Here is an 18,183-nt window from a genome sequence, read left to right on the forward strand (position 1 = left end):
TTCCGAACGGCGGACGTATAGGCGGGATGGGGCAGCGGATCAACCCCGGATTCGGGCCGGGGGTGAAGGGTGGGGGCGAGGGGCGCTGCCCCTCGCGCTCCCCGGAGTATTTGGGGCAAGAGGAAGAGGCGGGGTGGTGGCGGTGTTCAGGTGAAGGGTCTGTTGTCCGCTGCGTGCCGTTTCAGGATCTCGGGCGGGGCGAAGCGGTTTCCGTATTTCGATGCCAGCTCGTTGCAGCGGTTCAGGCTGCGCCGCAGCCCGAAGGTGTTCACGAACTGGATATAGCCTCCCGTCCAGAGCGGCGCGCCGATTCCGAGGATAGAACCCACATTGCCCTCTGCCACGCTGCGCAGGACGCCCTCTTCGAGGCATCGGAGGCTTTCCAGAACCGGGCGGAAGAGGATCCGGTCCTTGATGTCGTCATCGGATATGCGGGTCTGCGGGTTGCGCCATTTCGACAGGCCCGGCCAGATCGTCCGGCCTTCGGGGCCGTAGTCGTAGAACCCCTTGCCAGCCGCCTTGCCGGTGCGGCCGTGCCGTTCGACCATCTCCGCCAGCAGGGCGCGGGCCTCGGGGTTCGGCTCGCTTGCCGGGTCCAGCAGCCCCATCCCCACCTGCGTGTCGTGGATCTCGTTGACCAGGCTGATCTGCACCTCGTCCAGCAGCGCCAGCATCCCCGTCGGCATCCCCAGCGCCCGTGTCAGGTTGTCCACCCGCACCGGGTCATGCCCTTCGGCCACAAGCTGCACCGCCTCGATCATCTTGGTGCCGATGGTGCGCGAGGTGTAGAATCCGGTACCGTCATTGACCACGATCGGTGTCTTGCCGATTTGCCGGGCAAAGTCGAAGGCCCGCGCCAGCGTCTGGTTGCCGGTCTTTTCGCCCAGGACGATTTCCAGCAGCGGCATCCGGTCCACCGGCGAAAAGAAATGCAGACCGATGAGGTTTTCCGGCCGGCGCGCCTTTTGCGCCAGCCGGGTGATCGGCAGGGTCGAGGTGTTGGAGCCCCAGATGCCGTCTTTGGCCAGCAACTCTTCGTGTTCGCGCAGCACCGCGTCCTTCACCTCGATCCGTTCGGGCACGGCCTCGATGATCAGGTCGCAGCCCCGCAGGTCCTTGGCCCTGTCGGTGGGGGTGATGCGCGCCAGCACCGCATCGCGCGCCTCCGGCATCATCCGGCCCTTTTCGACGCGTCGGTCCAGCAGGGCTGCCACCTGGTCCCTGCCGCGCCGGGCCGCGTCGGGCGAGATGTCCTTGAGCACCACCTCGATGCCAGCCATCGCCGCCGCATGGGCGATGCCGTGCCCCATCATGCCGGCCCCCAGGATGCCCAGCCGCCGGACCTGCGTGGGCGGCACGTCTTTCGGCCGGCTGGCGCCGCCTTTGACCTTGTTCATGTCGAAGAACAGGGTCGAGATCATGTTCTTCGTCTCGGCCCGCGGCAGCAGCGACACGAAGCGGCGGCTTTCATAGCGGGTGGCGGTGTCGAAATCGACCTTGCCGGCGGCCTCGGCCATGGTGTCGAGGATATGCACCGGCGCCGGCAGCAGCCCGCGCGTCCTGCGGTAAAGCATCGCCGCCGCGCCGGCGATGCGGGTCATGTTCGCGGGCGATGTGGAGCGCCCGCCGGGGATGCGGTATCCCTTCGCGTCCCAGGGCTGGGTCGCGGCGGCCGCATCGCCCCGCACCGACAGGATCCATTCCTTCGCGCGCGATAGCAGCTGCGCGGCGGGGACGACCTCATGGACGATCCCTGCCCGGGCTGCCTCTTCGGGCCCGACCTGCCGGCCCTCCAGCAGGAAGGGCATGGCCGCCTCCAGCCCAAGCAGCCATGTCAGCCGCACCACCCCGCCGCCGCCGGGCAGCAGGCCCAGCGTGACCTCGGGCAGGCCGATCTTCGTGCGGGGTGTGTCGGCGGCGATGCGGCGGGTGCAGGTCAGGGCCAGCTCCAGCCCGCCGCCCAGCGCCGCGCCGCCCAGCGCCGCCACCGTCGGCACGCCCAGCCTTTCGTGCCGCCGCATCAGTGCCTTGATCTCTTCGACGGCGGCGAACATGCGGCCCACCTCGTCCGGGCCGATGCTGCGCAGCATGTTCAGGTCGCCGCCGGCAAAGAACGTGTCCTTGGCCGAGGTCCAGATCACGCCGGTCAGCCCTTCGGTCGCCTCCAGCCGCGCGATGGTGCCGGAATAGAGCGGCCAGAAGGCTTCGGACATGGTGTTCACCGGGCCGTCCATGTCCATGGTGACGGTGACGATGCCCTCGTCATCCTGATGGAAGCGGAATTCGCCCATTGCGCCCTCCTTCCTCACACGCGCTCGATCAGGGTCGAGATGCCCATGCCGCCGCCCACGCAAAGCGAGATCATCGCCCGCCGCGCTCCGCGCCGCTCCAGCTCGTCCAGGGCGATGGAGATCAGCATCCCGCCCGTGGCCCCCAGCGGGTGGCCCATGGCGATGGCGCCGCCGTTGACGTTGGTGACCGCGTGCTCCAGCCCCAGATCCCGCATGTAGCGCAGCGCGACCGAGGCGAAGGCTTCGTTGATTTCCCAGATGTCGATGTCGTCCGCCGTCAGCCCCGCCCGGGCGAGGCATTTCTTCGCCGCCGGTCCCGGCCCGGCCAGCATGATCACCGGGTCGGTGGCGATCACCGTGGCGGCAAGGATGCGCGCGCGGGGAGTCAGCCCCAGCTCGCGCCCGGCCCGTTCGCTGCCGATCAGCACCGCCGAGGCCCCGTCCACGATGCCCGAGGAGTTTCCCGGCGTGTGCACGTGCCGAATGCGTTCCACTTGCGGGTATTTCGCCAGTGCCATGTCGTCATAGCCATATGCGCCCATCTGCGCGAAGGAGGGTTTCAGCGCCGCCAGCTTCTGCATGTCGGTGTCGGGTTTGATGAAATCGTCGCGTTCGAGAATCACGATCCCGTTTTCGTCGCGCACCGGAACCACCGAGCGGTCGAACCAGCCGCTGTCGCGGGCGCGGGCGGCGCGGCGATGGCTTTCCACCGCGAAGGCGTCCACCTCCTCGCGGCTGTAGCCGTCGAGCGTGGCGATCAGGTCGGCGCCGATCCCCTGCGGGACCGAAAGCTGGTCGATGACGAAGTCGGGATCGGTGAACATCGCCCCGCCGGCCGACAGCATCGGCACGCGGCTCATGCTTTCCACGCCGCCGGCCACCACCAGATCCTGCTGGCCGGATCCGATCTTGGCCGCGGCCATGTTCACCGCCTCGAGCCCCGAGGCGCAGAACCGGTCCAGCTGCACGCCGGGCACCGATTCGTCCCAGTGCGCGGCCTGCGCGGCAGCCTTGGCGATGCAGGCGCCCTGGTCCCCCACCGGATCCACGCAGCCCAGGATCACGTCGTCCACCCGCGCCGTGTCCAGATCGTGCCGGGCCTGCAGTTCGCGCAGCAGGCCGGCGGCCAGCTGCACGGGCTTGACCTCGTACAGGGTTCCGTCGGGCCTGCCCCGCGAGCGGGGCGTGCGGATGGCATCGAAGATGCAGGCGGTTGTCGCCATGGGTTCCTCCATGTCCGGCCATGTCCGGTCGCGCCCTCGCGCGGTGCCACGGGGCGCAGCTTGGCATGGCTCTTTCGCCTGCGGCAATGCGCCGGTTGGACAGGGAACGCAGCGTCATTTCGGCCGGGGGCGGGCCAGAGCGGCCGGAGCCGGGCGCAAACAGGGTAGCCTTTCCCTGAGGGTCACGCCATTCTTGCGCCGCGGAAAGGGAGGGGGTTCGCATGGGGCTTTACCAGCAGTTGCAGGCCCGCGCCGCACAGGGCCGGCCGATCCGCGTCGGCCTGATCGGGGCGGGCAAGTTCGGAACCATGTTCCTTGCGCAGGCGCTGCGCCTGCCGGGCGTGCATGTGGTCGGGGTCGCCGATCTGGACGTGGCCCGGGCGCGGTCGAACATGGAATACGCCCACTGGCCGCGCGAACGCATCTCGGCGCCGACGCTGGACGAGGCCCTGCGCAGTGGCGGGACCTGCATCACCGATGACAGCGCCGCCCTGATCGCCCATCCCGGCCCCGAGATCATCGTCGAGGCGACCGGAGACCCGGTGGTCGCGGTGGGCCACCTGCTGGCGGCGTTCGAGGCCGGCAAGCATGTCATCTCGGCCACGGTCGAGGCCGATGCGCTCTGCGGAGCGGCTCTGGCGAGACATGCGCGCGCGGCGGGGGTCATCTATTCGATGGCCTATGGCGACCAGCCGGCCATGACGGTCGAGCTGGTGGACTGGGCACGGACATGCGGCTTCGAGGTGGTCGCCGCCGGGCGCGGGCACAAGTGGAAGCCGGAATACCGCTTCTCGACCCCCGACACGGTCTGGGATCACTGGGGCCTGACGCCCGAGCAGGCCGAACGCGGGCGGCTCAACCCGAGGATGTTCAATTCCTTCCTCGACGGCACCAAGCCGGCCATCGAAAGCGCCGCCATCGCCAATGCCTGCGGGCTGGAGGCGCCTTCGGGCGGGCTGGCCTATCCGTCCGGCTCGATCGACGATCTGGCCGACCAGATGCGACCGCGCGCCGATGGCGGCGTGCTGGAGGGCAAGGGGCTCGTCGAGGTCCAGAACTGCCTCGACGCGCATGGGCGCGTGATCGGCAACGACATCCGCATGGGCGTGTGGGTGGTGGTCGAGGCGGTCACCGAATACCAGCGCCGCTGCCTTGAGGAATATCATGTCGCCACCGATGACAGCGGCCGCTATTTCGCCGCCTGGAAGCGCTGGCACCTGATCGGACTGGAGCTGGGCATGTCGGTTGCCAATGTCGGCCTGCGCGGCGAGGCTACCGGCACCGCCACCGAATTCTGCGCCGACGTTGTGGCGGTGGCCAAGCGCAATCTCGCGCCCGGAGAGATCCTTGACGGCGAGGGCGGATATTGCGTTGCCGGCGAGCTGCGCCCGGCCGGGATTTCGGTGGCGATGGGGGCGTTGCCGCTGGGCCTTGCGGGCGGGGCCCGGGTGCTGCGTCCGGTGGCGCGCGACCGGATCCTGACATGGGCGGATGTCGCGGTTGACGGAACTACCTCTGCCGCGCGGCTCAGGCGGGAAACCGAGGCCATGGTGGCGCCGGCGTGACCGGCACGCTCCGCATAGGCGGCGCGGCCGGGTTCTGGGGCGAGGCCGCGCATCCCACGGCTCAGCTTCTGGCGGTCGAGGGGCTGGATTTTCTCGTCTACGATTACCTGGCCGAGATCACCATGTCGATCATGGCCCGGGCGCGACTGAAGGATCCGGGCGCCGGATTTGCCACCGATTTCGTCACCGAGGCGATGGCGCCCAACCTTGCCCGCATCGCCGAATGCGGGGTGCGGGTGCTGTCCAATGCCGGTGGTGTCAACCCGGCTGCCTGCGCAGAGGCCCTGCGCGACCGGATAAGGGCCGCGGGGCTGGCGCTGAAGGTGGCGGTGGTCGAGGGCGACGACCTGCTGACGAGGGCCGAGGAATTTGCCGACCGGGCCGAGATGTTTTCCGGCGCGCCCATGCCGCCGCGCGACCGGATTGCCTCGATGAATGCCTATGTCGGTGCGGCGCCGATCGTGGCGGCTCTGGATGCGGGGGCCGATATCGTCGTCACCGGGCGTTGCGCGGACAGTGCGCTGGCCCTGGCGGCCTGCGTTCACGCGCATGGCTGGGGGTGGGACGATTTCGACCGCCTTGCTGCCGGCTCGCTGGCCGGGCATCTGCTGGAATGCGGGCCGCAATCCACGGGCGGCAATTTCACCGACTGGGAGCAGACCGGCAACATCGCCCGCATCGGCTATCCGGTGGCCGAGGTCGCCCCGGACGGCGCCATGGTCCTGACCAGACCCGAGGGCACGGCCGGCCTTGTCACCCCGGCCACGGTGGGCGAGCAGATGCTTTACGAAATCGGCGATCCGCGCGCCTACGTGCTGCCCGACGTGGTTTGCGATTTTTCTCAGGTGACCATGGAGCAGGTGGCGCCGGATCGGGTTGCCGTGGCGGGTGCGCGCGGGCGGGCGCCGACGGGGATGCTCAAGGTGTCGGCCACCTGGGCCGACGGTTTCCGTGGCGGCATGGTCGTTCAGTTCAACGGCCGCGCCGCGCGCGCCAAGGCGCGGGCTTTTGCCGATGCCGGGCTGGCGCGCGCGTGTGAGCGGTTGCGGGCGCTGGGTCTGGGGGATTTCCGCGAGGTGTCGGTCGAGACCTTCGGCGGGGTCTGCGGGGCCGGCGCGTACGAGGAGATTTCGCTCAAGGCGGCGGTGCGCCATGACGATGCCCGCGCCGTGGGGATATTCCTGAAGGAACTCACCGGCACTGCGCTGGCGGCGCCGCCGGGGCTGCATTTCTTCACCGGCGCGGGACGGCCGCGGCCCTCGCCCGTGGTGCGGCTGTTCTCCTTTCTGGTCGAGGCCGGTCACGTGCACTGCCGTGTCAGCCTCGAGGGCAAGGCGGTGGATTTCGCCCCGCCCGCGGTGCCCGTGCGCGAACCCGCGCCCCGTCCGGGCACAGAGCCCCGGCCGGTCGATCCCGCGCGCGCCGACCTTGTCGCGCGGCCGCTGGAAGAGCTTGCCTGGGCGCGCTCGGGCGACAAGGGGGATGATGTCAATATCGGTGTCATCGCCCGCGATCCGGCATTGCTGCCATGGATCTGGGCGGCGCTGACGCCGGCGCGGGTGGCGGAGATCTTTGCCCCGTATCTGGAGGGCGAAGTGGAGCGCTTCCACCTGCCCGGTACCCATTCCATGAACATCGTGCTGCGCCGGGCCCTGGGCGGCGGCGGCGTGGCCAGCCTGCGCAATGACCCGCAGGGCAAGGGCTTTGCCCAGATCCTTCTGGCCCGGCCGGTCCGGGTGACGGCGGGGCTGGTTGCGGGCATCGACAGAGACGTTGACGGTGAAATTCACGGGGGCAATGACGGGGGGAAGGCATGATGCGGTTTCAAAGCCGGGCGGTTCCGGGGTCGGAGGCGTTCAACGCGAACCGCGCCGACATGCTGGCGCTGGTCGATCGCCTGCGCGCGCTCGAATCCCGCGCGGCGGCGCTGTCAGAGAGGCGCCGCGAACGGATGGAGGCCCGCGGCCAGATCACCCCGCGCGAACGCCTGTCGCGGCTGCTCGATCCGGGGATGCCCTTCGTGCAGCTGCACTCGCTGGCGGGCTACCTGACCGATACCGATGACGAGGCGCGCTCGATCCCCGGGGCTTCGGTCATCATCGGCATCGGTTTCGTGTCCGGGGTGCGGTCGATGATCGTGGTGGACGATTCCGGCATCAAGGCCGGTGCCATGAGCGCGATGACGGTTCCGGCCTTTCTCAGTGCGCAGGAACTCGCGTTGCGGCACAGGCTGCCGTTCATCCACTTGGTGGAAAGCGCCGGCGCGAACCTGATGGAATACCGGGTCGAGCTGTGGGCGCATGGCGGGCGCCTGTTTCGCAACCTGGCCCGGCTCAGCGCCGCGGGGCTGCCCAACCTGGCGGTGCTGCACGGGCCGTCCACGGCGGGCGGGGCCTACATGCCGGGCCTTGCGGACTACGTGGTGGGCGTGCGCGGCAACGGCATGGCGGCGCTGGGCGGGGCGGCGCTGGTGCGGGCCGCCACCGGCGAGGCGGCCAGCGACCGCGACCTTGGCGGGGCCGAGATGCACGCGACGGTTTCGGGGCTGGTGGACTACCTGGCCGAGGATGATGCCCACGCCATCGAGATCGCCCGCGATCTGTTCGCGCGGCTCGACTGGAACCGCAACCTGCCGCCGCGGGCGCCGAGGGATTTCGACGAACCGGCCCTCGACCCGGACGAGCTGGCCGGGGTGGTGCCGGTGGACTACCGCACGCCCGTGGACATGCGCGAAATCGCCGCGCGGGTGGTCGACGGGTCGGTATTCGAGGATTTCCGGCCCGGCCACGGCGCCGCCACCGTCTGCCTTCAGGCCGCGGTCACCGGCATTCCCGTCGGCATCATCGGCAACAACGGCCCGCTCGACCCGGACGGAGCGGCCAAGGCGGCCCAGTTCATCCAGCTGTGCGGGCAGTCGGACATGCCGCTGATCTTTCTCAACAACACCACCGGCTTCATGGTCGGCACCGAATACGAACGCGCCGGCATGATCAAGCACGGGGCCAAGATGATCCAGGCGGTGACCGGCGTCGATGTGCCCCGGATCACGCTGTATGTCGGGGCAAGTTTCGGGGCCGGGAACTACGGCATGAGCGGCCACGCCTTCGAGCCCGACTTCCTGTTCGCCTGGCCGAATGCGACGACCGGGGTCATGGGCGGCGAACAGGCCGCCGGCACCATGGAACTCGTCGCGCGTGCAAGTGCCGATCGCCGGAAAGAGGCAGTGGACGAGGCCGCACTTGCCGAGCAACGCCGCCGGATCATCGCCCATTTCGACCGCCAGTCGGACGCGTTCTACACCTCGGGGCGGTGCCTGGATCACGGGGTGATCGACCCGCGCGACACGCGGCGGGTGCTGGGCTTCTGCCTGGAGACCTGCCTTGAGGGGCGCGAGCGCCGGGTCAGGCCCTCGGGCTATGCCGTGCACAGGTTCTAGGGGGCGGAAGAATGGCGTTCGATACGGTGCTTGTCGCCAACCGGGGTGAAATCGCGGTGCGGGTGATGCGTACGCTGCGCGAGATGGGGCTGCGCGGCGTGGCCGTCTACAGCCGGGCCGATGCGGGCGCGCCCCATGTGGCGGCCGCGGACATGACCATCTGCATCGGCGAGGGCCCCGCGCAGGAAAGCTATCTGTCCCCCGGGCAGATCTTGGCCGCCGCTCGCGAAAGCGGTGCCGGCGCGATCCATCCCGGCTATGGCTTCCTGTCCGAGAATGCCGGGTTTGCCGAGGCCGTCGAGGCCGCCGAGCTGGTCTTCATCGGTCCGCCGGCGCAGGCGATCCGCGCCATGGGAAACAAGGCCGCGGCGCGGCGGCTGATGGCGGCGGCCGGGATCCCCTGCGTGCCGGGCTATGACGGTGCCGACCAGAGCGACGCGGCTTTTGCGGCCGAAGCCGGGCGAATCGGCTATCCGGTGATGGTCAAGGCGGCGGCCGGGGGTGGCGGGCGCGGGATGCGGCTGGTGCGTGCGGCAGAGGATCTGCCGGAGGCGCTCGCGCAGGCCCGGTCCGAGGCGGCAGAGGCGTTCGGGTCGGACGAACTCGTCCTGGAACGGGCGGTCGAAAATGCCCGGCATGTGGAGTTCCAGATCTTTGCCGACGCTTTCGGCAACGTGGTCCATCTGGGCGAGCGCGACTGTTCGGTGCAGCGCCGTCACCAGAAGGTGATCGAAGAGGCGCCCTGCCCGGTGATGACCCCCGACCTGCGCGACCGGATGGGGCAGGTCGCGGTCGAGGCGGCGCGCGCCGTCGGCTATCGTGGGGCGGGGACGGTCGAATTCCTGCTCGACGAAGGTGGCGCGTTTTACTTCCTGGAAATGAACACCCGCCTTCAGGTCGAACATCCGGTGACCGAGATGGTGACCGGGCTCGATCTCGTGGCCATGCAGATCCGGGTGGCGCGCGGCGAAGCTCTGGGGCTCGCGCAGGAGGATCTGCGCCTGGCCGGCCACGCGATCGAGGCCCGGCTTTATGCCGAGGACGCCGCAAACGGGTTCCTGCCGGCCACCGGCCGGATCGAGCTGTGGCGCCCGGCAAGGGGGGACGGCATCCGCATTGATTCGGGGATCGCGACGGGGTTCGAGGTGACGCCGTTCTACGACCCGCTTCTGGCCAAGATCGTCGCGCATGGGGCGACACGCGAAGAGGCCCGCGCCCGGCTGCTGCAGGCGGTGCGGGACAGCGTGGTTCTGGGTTGCGTGACCAACGCGCCCTTTCTTGCCGAGGCCCTGGCGCGACCCGAATTCGTGGCCGGGCAGGCGACGACGGGGTTTCTCGACCGTGCCTTCCCGGGGGGATTTTCACCCGCCGGCCCGGATTTCCGCGATTTCGCCCTTGCCGCCACGCTGCTGATGCGGGCCGGGCAGAGGGCGGCAATGGCGCGTGCGGGCTTCGTCGCGCCGGATCAGCTGGGCTGGTCGAGCGCGCCGCTGCTGCCGCGTGACCTCGCGCTTGGGGCCGGGGGGGCGACGGTTCACCTGCGCATCGGCGCCCGGCCGGGCGGCTGGCAGGTGCAGGCGGGGGGCGAGGAATTCGGGATTGCCGTGGACGAACGGGTCGGGGACGGGTCCTTGATCGTCCGCATTGACGGGCGCGTGTTCGAAGCCGTGGCGCGGGTCTCCGGGGATCGGGTTCATCTGGCCCTGGACGGTCGGCGGACAACCTTCCGTCGCCTTCGCGCGGGTGCCGCAGACAGCGCCGAGAGCGCGGGCGGCCTGCACCGTGCCCCGATGCCGGGGCTGGTGCGCGAGATTGCCGTGCGGCCGGGGCAGGCGGTCGAAAAGGGTGACACGCTTGTGGTGCTGGAGGCGATGAAGATGCAGCACAGGATCGTGGCGGCCGTTGCCGGAACGGTGACCAGGCTTTGCGTGGAGGCGGGCCAGCAGGTTGCCGCCGGGACCGTTCTGGCCGAACTGGAGGAGAACTGACGATGCAGCAGGCCCGGGATTTTCTTGAAGAAAGCGAGGCGCTCCACGCGGCGGTTGCGGACCTTTCCGGTCCCGACTGGGACCGGCAGACCCAGTTCAAGGGCTGGACACTGAACGACGTGTTCGTTCACCTGCATTTCTGGAACGGTATGGCGGACCTGTCGCTGGTGGCGCCGGACGATTTCGCGGAACGGATTGAGCGGACGATGGCGGGGATCGCCTCGCACGGCATACGCGCGACCGAGAATGCCGCCGTTGCGCTGCGCGGCGAGGAATTGCGCGAAGCATGGCACACGCGCTGCATCGACATGGCCCGGCGATGGGAGGGGTTGGATCCGAAGGCGCGGGTCAGATGGGTGGGGCCGGAGATGTCGGTGCGCTCTTCGATGACCGCGCGGCAGATGGAGACCTGGGCGCATGGCCAGGCGGTGTTCGATCTGCTGGGACTTGAGCGGCGCGAAACCGACCGGGTTCGCAACATCGTCGTGCTGGGTGTCAACACCTTCGGCTGGTCGTTCCGGGTGCATGGCCGCGAGGTGCCCCAGACCATGCCGCAGCTGCGGCTCGTCGCTCCATCCGGGGCGCAGTGGAGCTTTGGCGATGAGGACGCGCGGGATCTGATCCGGGGCAGTGCCGTCGCGTTCGCGCAGGTGGTGACGCAGACGCGAAACATCGCCGATACGCAGCTGGACGTCGAGGGTCCGGTGGCTGCCGAATGGATGCGGATTGCGCAGTGCTTTGCCGGCGGACCCGAGATGCCGCCGCCACCCGGCACACGGTTCCGGCGTTCGGTCTGAGCGGCCCTTTCGGATCGGTTGAGCGCGCAGCCCGGATGCACTCCCGAATTGGTGCTTTTTCTTGTCCGCTTTCGGGTCATCGGTATTGACATTCCGCGGCCGGTGATGAGCATAACGGTGCAATTCAACAACAACAAACGACATCGCGGAGGAGTGAAACAGCATGGATCGTCGTAAATTCCTGAAGGGCGCCGCTCTGGGCGCCGGGGCAAGCGCGTTGGCGGCTCCGGCCCTCGCACAAGGCCGGAAAGAAATGAACATCGTGTCCACCTGGCCGCGGGACTTCCCCGGTCTGGGAACCTCGGCCCAGCGCCTGGCCAAGAATATCGAGATCCTGTCGCAGGGTTCGATCAAGGTGAACTACTTTGCCGCCGGCGAGCGGGTCAAGGCGTTCGACTCCTTCGACGAAGTCGCTTCGGGCAACTCGCAGGCCTATATCGCGGCCGATTACTACTGGGTCGGCAAGGATCCGGCCTTTGCCTATTTCACCGCCGTGCCCTTCGGCATGACCGTGGACGAGTGGAACGCGTGGATCATGTTCGGGGGCGGCCAGGCGCTCTGGGACAAGGTTTCGGGAAGCTTCGGGTTGAAGGCCTTTCCCGCAGGCGCCACCGGCACCCAGGCGGGCGGCTGGTTCCAGAAGGAAATCAACGATCCCGAGGACTTCAAGGGCCTCAAGATGCGCATCCCCGGCCTTGGCGGCACAGTGATGAGCAAGCTGGGCGTCTCCACCATCTCGCTGCCGGGCGGACAGATCTATGAAAACCTGGTCTCGGGCGCCGTGGACGCGACCGAGTGGGTCGGCCCCTTCAACGACTACTTCATGAAGTTCTACGAGGTGACCAAGTACTACTACACCTCGGGCATGCACGAGCCGAACGCCAACCTCGCGCTGGCCATGAACGCAAGCTGGTGGGGCAGCCTGACCGACGGCGAAAAGGCCGTGATCGAGGCCGCCGCGCTGATGGAAAACCAGCTGATGTTCGCCGAGATGCAGGCCAAGAACGGGGAATACCTCAAGAAGCTGGTCGAAGAGCAGGGCGTCAAGGTGGCCTCCTTCAACGAGGACATCTGGGATGCCTTCGGCGAAGCCGCGGCCGAGGTGTTCGAGGAAACTCGCGCCAAGTCGGCGCTGGCCGCCGAGGTGGACGATGCCTTCCAGGCGGCGCTGCGCGACATCGGCCGTTCGATGGCGCTCATGCAGGGTCAGTTCACGGCGCAGCGCAACCGTGTTCTGGGTCTCGACACCTGACCGGACTAAACCGCAGAAAACGGGCGGGGCTTTCGGGCCCCGCTTTTTCCATGGGGCTTTCCGGCGCCGAGGAGTGACCGCCACGCCGGCCGATCGGGACTCGGGTCGCGACCGGCGAGGCGCCCGGAAAAGAATGTGGGGGAAAGAATGTCTTCAACGGACATGAGCGCCGGAATCGAACGCCATGGAGATCCCGCGCCGCTGACCCGGATGTTCGGCTGGGCGACGCTGGGAGCTCTTGCCGCCTTCATGATCGCCAATGTCCTGAATGTCGGTTTCGGATATCCGCCGCCCCAGGCCATCCTGAGCGGTGATGCCGGCGCATTGATCCCCGTGCTGGTCTATGCCGTCTGCATCGCCGCGGGCATTGCCTATGCGGTGACGAATTCCCGCAACGCCCTGCGATGGGATGCCGACCGCATTCACCGGTTCAATGTCTACCTGGTGCGGGCATTCTATTTCGGAATATTGTTCGTCGGGCTTGCCGACGTCATCATCTCCTTCTTTCGGGTCGAAAACATCTTCGACCTGTTCTTCGACCGGCAAACCGTCCTGACCTTTCAGCGACCCGACTTCGTCGGCCTCTGGTTCCACCTGCCGCTGGTAATCCTGGGCTTCGTGGTTGCCCTGTTCTCGCGATCGCTCGGGTTTCCGTGGCTGGCGCTTCTGATCATCATTGCCGAGCTGGGTATTGTCATCACCCGCTTCGTGTTCTCCTACGAACAGGCGTTCATGGGCGACCTGGTGCGGTACTGGTATTCGGCGCTGTTCCTGCTGGCCTCGGCCTACACGCTGTACGAGGAGGGCCATGTGCGGGTGGACATTCTCTATGCCGGCCTGTCCGTGCGCAAGAAGGGGCTGTTCAATGCCTGGGGCGTGATCCTGCTGGGAATGCCGACGGCGTGGACCGTTCTGGCGGTCGGTTTTGCAGGGCCGCAATCGATCATCAACAGCCCGGTGATGAATTTCGAAATCACCCAGACCGGCGGCATCGGCATGTATGTGAAATACCAGATGGCCGCGTTCCTGGGGATATTCGGCCTGACCATGCTGATCCAGTTCGTGGCGATGCTGTTCGATTCCGTCGCCGACTGGCGCGGCGAACCCGGCCATCGCGAATTCGATGGCGCGGCCCACTGATCCGCGACAAGTGAGGAAATGAGATGGAACTGTTCTTTCTGATCGTTCTTGTCCTGCTGATGGTCGCGGCTCTGGGGTCGGGTTTCCCGGTGGCCTTCGCGCTGCCCGGCTCGGCGGTGCTGACCATCCTGCTGGCTGGCGGAGCCGGCCTGGTCTTCGCCGGAGACCCGAGCGCCTATTTCTTCAACGGCGGGCCGTGGCAGTGGCTGTCGGCGGGGGTGACCAACCTGCGAAGCGTCTACTGGGTGGTGGAGCGCGACACGCTGATAGCCGTGCCGCTGTTCATCTTCATGGGCATCATGCTGCAGAAATCGAAGATCGCCGAGGATCTTCTGGTGACCATGGCGCAGCTGTTCGGCCCGGTGCCGGGTGGTCTGGGCATCTCGGTGGTGTTCGTCGGCGCGCTGCTGGCGGCAACCACCGGCATCGTGGGTGCCACGGTGGTGGCCATGGGCCTCATCAGCCTTCCGGCCATGATGCGGTCGAACTATTCGACGCCGCTGGCCACGGGCACGATCGCCGCGTCGGGGACGCTGGGGCAGATCATTCCACCCTCGATCGTGCTCATCATCCTGGCCGACCAGCTGTCCTCGGCCACCGACCAGGCCGGCGTTCTGCGGCAGGGGCTCTACAAGGCGGCCACCGGGGAATTCTCGATGCCGTCGATCTTCGACGTGGGATCAACCAGCGCCGGCGAGATGTTCCTGGGTGCGCTGATCCCGGGGCTGGTTCTGGTGGGGCTCTACATGCTCTACATCCTGGTCTTTGCGCTGATTCGCCCGCAGGCCGCGCCGGCGGTGCATACGGAAGGCACCTACAGCTTCGAATTCTGGAAGCGGGTGACGCTGACGCTGGTGCCGCCGCTGACGCTGATCTTCCTGGTGCTGGGGTCGATCATCGCGGGCGTCGCAACGGTCAACCAGGCGGGCGCTATCGGTGCCGCCGGGGCCATGGTGATGGCCGGCTACCGTCTGCATGAACGCGACCGCGACAGGTACTGGCCGGCAATCCTGGGGATCGTCTCTCTGGGGGTGCTGGTCTATGCGCTGCAGAACTACGACATGAACGTCAAGCTGATCCGCGACGGCCGCGACATGGCCGGGATCTGGATCGGCGTGGCCGGTTCGGTGGGCCTGCTGGTCTCGCTGGTCTGGAGCGGCCTGCGGGTGCTGCGGATCAATCGCACCATGCACGGGGTGATGCTGGACACTGCCAAGACCACCTCGCTGGTCTTCGTCATCCTGATGGGGGCGGCGATCCTCACCTCGGCCTTCCGCGCCTTCGGCGGCGAGGAGCTTGTGCGCGAGTTCCTCAACGGCCTGCCGGGCGGTTTCTGGGCCAAGTTCATCGTGGTCATGGCGGTGATCTTCATCCTCGGCTTCTTCCTCGATTTCATCGAGATCTCGGTGGTCGTGGTGCCGATCGTCGCGCCGATCCTTCTGGCCGATCCCGGCGCCAACGTGACCGCCGTGTGGCTTGGCGTGATGATCGGCCTGAACATCCAGACCTCGTTCCTGACCCCGCCCTTCGGCTTTGCGCTGTTCTATCTGCGCGGAGTGGCCCCGGCGGCGGTCAAGACGCTGCAGATATACAAGGGCGTCATTCCCTTCATCCTGCTGCAGCTGACGGCGCTGGTGATCGTGGCCTGGTATCCGCCGTTGGTGAACTACCTGCCGGCCCGGGTGAATTACCTGTCGGAAACCGCGCCGCCGCCGCGTAACCCGAAACTGCAACCCTGCCTCGAGCAGTACGTGGCCGAGAAACTCGCCGCCAGCGACGACGTTCCCAACGCGATCGCCCGCGTGCGGGGGCTGGACGTTTCGCTGCTGCCGGACAAGCTGGCGAAGGAGTTTCGTGCCTCCATCGACAGCGCCGAAGCGGCCATCGCGTCTCTGGAAGAGGCCGAGCGGGCCGCAGAGAAAGTGGCTGAGGCGGCTGAAGCCTATCGTCCGATCCGTGCGCGCGTGCGCGACATCGAGAAGGACATCCGTCGTCTCGAAGCCGACCGCGAAGAGGTCAGGACCGAGATCGAACGGATCCGCGAAGGCGAACAGCCGGCACGCAAGCTGCGCCTCGAAGACCGGTTGGCGCGGATCGATGCCGAAATCGACGCGCTGAAATCGCGCATCCCGGCCGAATGGGAGGAAACCCACGCGACCTTCTCTGCGCTGGTCAAGGCCGAGGACGACGCGCGGAAACTCTGGCGTCGCAATGCGGATGCCAGCTATGAGGGCATCGCCCGGCTGGTTGCCGTTCTTGACGCGACCGCGGAATTCGAAGCGCTGGAAGAGCCGCTGCGCGAGATGCGCGGCATCGTCGAGACCCGCCCCGAGGCCGAGACGCATGAGCTGGTCAATCAGCTTGCCAAGCGGTTCAACGCGGTCGAAGGGGCCGGCGACGTCAAGAAGCTTCTGTCCAAGGCGCGTCGCAAGCTGAAGGACAAGCGCAAGCCGGATCGCGAAAAGGCGCTGGAGTATCTGGATCAGGCGATTGCCGAATACGAGGCGCAGAAAGCCTGGCGCGACCGGGCGGCGCAGGCGTTGCGGCCCGAGCTTTCTGCCTATATCGAGGTGATCCGCGGCACGCTGGGCATCCGGGTGCAGCCGCGCTTCACGCGCGAGCAGGCGCTCTACATGGCCTCCTGTGCGGCGAACCATCGCGACATTTCCCTGAGCTTCTGATCGCAGTCGCGCAGGTGGGGCAGGACGCCCGGTCCGGATATGCGGGCCGGGCGTCCTGGCGTTTCCGCTACCGGGCCGCCGATCTTCGGCCTTGCCGGTGACGTAGCGTCGCAAGGCGCGCGGCGGGTCGTCCATTACCCGCATATTGGGGTTGGCCGGCGCAAGCCATCCCTGCTACCGTCGAGTCGGTAACGAGTTCGGGATTGTTGACGATGCGGGAAGCGACCGGTGCGGCGCTTGTCGGGAAAGGCGTGGATATGTTCGGGCCGTTGACCGGCTCTGCCTCGTGCATGGCACGCCATCCCTTTTCCGACACGGGGAGTGGGCGGGCATCGGTCGCATTCCTTTCCCTCGTGGCGGGCACATTGGCACCCACCCGGGCGGTTGCCTGCCTTCCTCCCGACTGGCGGCTGAAACCACTCGGACGCGGCATGCCTGCGCGTCCTTGCGGAAGGGGCGGGGGATGACCGCGCTTTCCGACATTGCCCGATTCGTCGTCGATTCCGAACCGGCCCCGCGGCTTGAGCCGATGGTGGCGGCTGCGGTTGCGGATTGTTTCGGCTGCATCCTGGCCGGTTCGGGCAGTGATCCCGCCCGGCGGGCCAGGGACGGGCTGGCCGGAATTGCGGCGGGGGAGGTGCCCGCGCTGGGCACGACCGCCTCGTTCGCACCCGGTCATGCCGCTCTGGTCAATGCCGTGGCGGGCCATGCGCTGGGACTTGACGACTGGGAGGAGGTGGGGTGTTCGCACCCCAGCGTCGTCATGGTCCCGGCGCTCCTGGCGGCGGCGCATATGCGCCCCGCTTCGGGGGCCCGGTTCTTCGAGGCCTATTGCGTCGGGTTCGAGACGATCTCGCGCATCGGGCAGGCGGTGACGCTGCATCACCACGGGCGCGGGTTCGATTCCACGGCCACGCTGGGTGCGGTGGGTGCGGCGGCGGCAGTCGCCCGGCTCAACCGCCTGAATCGGGACCAGACCGCCGACGCCCTTGCCATCGCGGTAACACAGGCGGTGGGCTACATGCTCCAGTTCGGGACCAATGCCGAACAGCTTCAGGCCGGTTTTGCCGCCCGCGCCGGGTTCGAGGCAGTGCGCCTCGCTGCGGCGGGCATTTCCGCCCGGCCCGAGGTTCTGGACGATGCACGCGGTTTCGGAGGTCTGCTGGGCGCAGGAAGCGAAGAGCGGTTTCGCCATGCGGTCTCGTGCCTTGGCCGGCCCTGGGCGCTGGAAGAGCGCGGGGTGATCCTGAAGCCGTGGCCATCCTGCGCCAGCACGCACCGGCAGATGACCATCGCCCTGCGCCTGCGCGACAGGGTCGCGGGGCGGCTGGACGAGATCACCGCCCTGCACGCCACGATTCCCGATTTTCACGACGTGATACCCCCCGTCGAGCTGCCCGAGACGGCGGAGGAAGCCAAGCTTTCGGTTCCTGCCTGCATTGCCCAGATGCTCGTGCATGGCAGGCTTGGCCTTCAGGACATCGACGCCGGTTTCTGGCGCGACCCGGAGGTGGAGCGGCTGATCCGGCTGACGACGGTCGCCTCCGAACCCGCGCGGACCCCCGCGCTTGACCACGATCCGGGGCAGCCCGATCTTCTGACCATCCATTTCGGGCCGAACGAGAGCATCCACGCATCCTGCGTCCATCCCCTCGGTGCACCCCTGAACCCGATGAGCCCCGAACGCCTGGCGGCCAAGTTCCACGAGATCACGGGCCGCGACCCGTCGGGCTTTTCGTGGGTTCTCACATGGCCGGCCGCACCCGACATTGCGCGGTTCTTCGCCGAAGCCGCAGCCTGACGGCCCCGT

General features: G+C 67.9%; 11 protein-coding genes. 9 read left to right on the top strand and 2 right to left on the bottom strand.

The features are described from left to right. Positions 1-146 precede the first annotated feature (146 nt). Both ACZ5CM_RS02100 and ACZ5CM_RS02105 read right to left on the bottom strand, forming a co-directional pair. The gene (locus ACZ5CM_RS02100; RefSeq protein ID WP_464640830.1) at positions 147-2,291 is read right to left on the bottom strand and encodes a 3-hydroxyacyl-CoA dehydrogenase NAD-binding domain-containing protein; all 2,145 of its coding nucleotides are present in this window, start codon (positions 2,289-2,291) and stop codon (positions 147-149) included. Between the two features lie 14 nt (positions 2,292-2,305). Beyond that, on the bottom strand, positions 2,306-3,514 hold the full coding sequence (locus ACZ5CM_RS02105; protein ID WP_464642457.1) for an acetyl-CoA C-acetyltransferase: 1,209 nt from the start codon (positions 3,512-3,514) through the stop codon (positions 2,306-2,308). Between the two features lie 221 nt (positions 3,515-3,735). On the opposite strand from ACZ5CM_RS02105, the gene ACZ5CM_RS02110 reads away from it, so the two are divergent. The 9 genes from ACZ5CM_RS02110 (at position 3,736) to ACZ5CM_RS02150 (ending at position 18,174) form a co-directional block, all read left to right on the top strand. Continuing rightward, on the top strand, positions 3,736-5,079 hold the full coding sequence (locus tag ACZ5CM_RS02110; RefSeq protein ID WP_464640832.1) for an NAD(P)H-dependent oxidoreductase: 1,344 nt from the start codon (positions 3,736-3,738) through the stop codon (positions 5,077-5,079). Beyond that, entirely contained in the window at positions 5,076-6,896 is a 1,821-nt protein-coding gene (locus ACZ5CM_RS02115) for an acyclic terpene utilization AtuA family protein (RefSeq protein WP_464640834.1), read from the top strand. Before ACZ5CM_RS02110 ends, ACZ5CM_RS02115 begins: the two co-directional genes overlap by 4 nt. After that, a complete protein-coding gene (locus ACZ5CM_RS02120; protein WP_464640836.1) occupies positions 6,893-8,515 on the top strand; it encodes an acyl-CoA carboxylase subunit beta in 1,623 nt (540 codons plus the stop codon). Before ACZ5CM_RS02115 ends, ACZ5CM_RS02120 begins: the two co-directional genes overlap by 4 nt. A gap of 11 nt (positions 8,516-8,526) precedes the next feature. Continuing rightward, the gene (locus ACZ5CM_RS02125; RefSeq protein WP_464640838.1) at positions 8,527-10,503 is read left to right on the top strand and encodes an acetyl-CoA carboxylase biotin carboxylase subunit; all 1,977 of its coding nucleotides are present in this window, start codon (positions 8,527-8,529) and stop codon (positions 10,501-10,503) included. A 2-nt stretch (positions 10,504-10,505) separates the two neighbouring features. Next, the gene (locus ACZ5CM_RS02130; protein ID WP_464640840.1) at positions 10,506-11,300 is read left to right on the top strand and encodes a TIGR03084 family metal-binding protein; all 795 of its coding nucleotides are present in this window, start codon (positions 10,506-10,508) and stop codon (positions 11,298-11,300) included. Between the two features lie 163 nt (positions 11,301-11,463). Then, positions 11,464-12,552: a TRAP transporter substrate-binding protein gene (locus tag ACZ5CM_RS02135; RefSeq protein ID WP_464640841.1), complete on the top strand. Its 1,089-nt coding sequence runs from the start codon at positions 11,464-11,466 to the stop codon at positions 12,550-12,552. A 147-nt stretch (positions 12,553-12,699) separates the two neighbouring features. After that, positions 12,700-13,692, top strand: coding sequence for a TRAP transporter small permease subunit (locus ACZ5CM_RS02140; RefSeq protein ID WP_464640843.1), 993 nt, complete (start codon positions 12,700-12,702; stop codon positions 13,690-13,692). 23 nt (positions 13,693-13,715) lie between these two features. Further along, positions 13,716-16,373 (top strand): TRAP transporter large permease, encoded by a 2,658-nt coding sequence (locus ACZ5CM_RS02145; protein WP_464640845.1) that lies wholly within the window; start codon positions 13,716-13,718, stop codon positions 16,371-16,373. Positions 16,374-16,836: 463 nt separating this feature from the next. Further along, positions 16,837-18,174, top strand: a complete 1,338-nt coding sequence (locus tag ACZ5CM_RS02150; RefSeq protein WP_464640847.1) for an MmgE/PrpD family protein — start codon at positions 16,837-16,839, stop codon at positions 18,172-18,174. The last annotated feature ends 9 nt before the right edge of the window (positions 18,175-18,183 follow it).

Source organism: Piezobacter thermophilus, assembly GCF_055386745.1.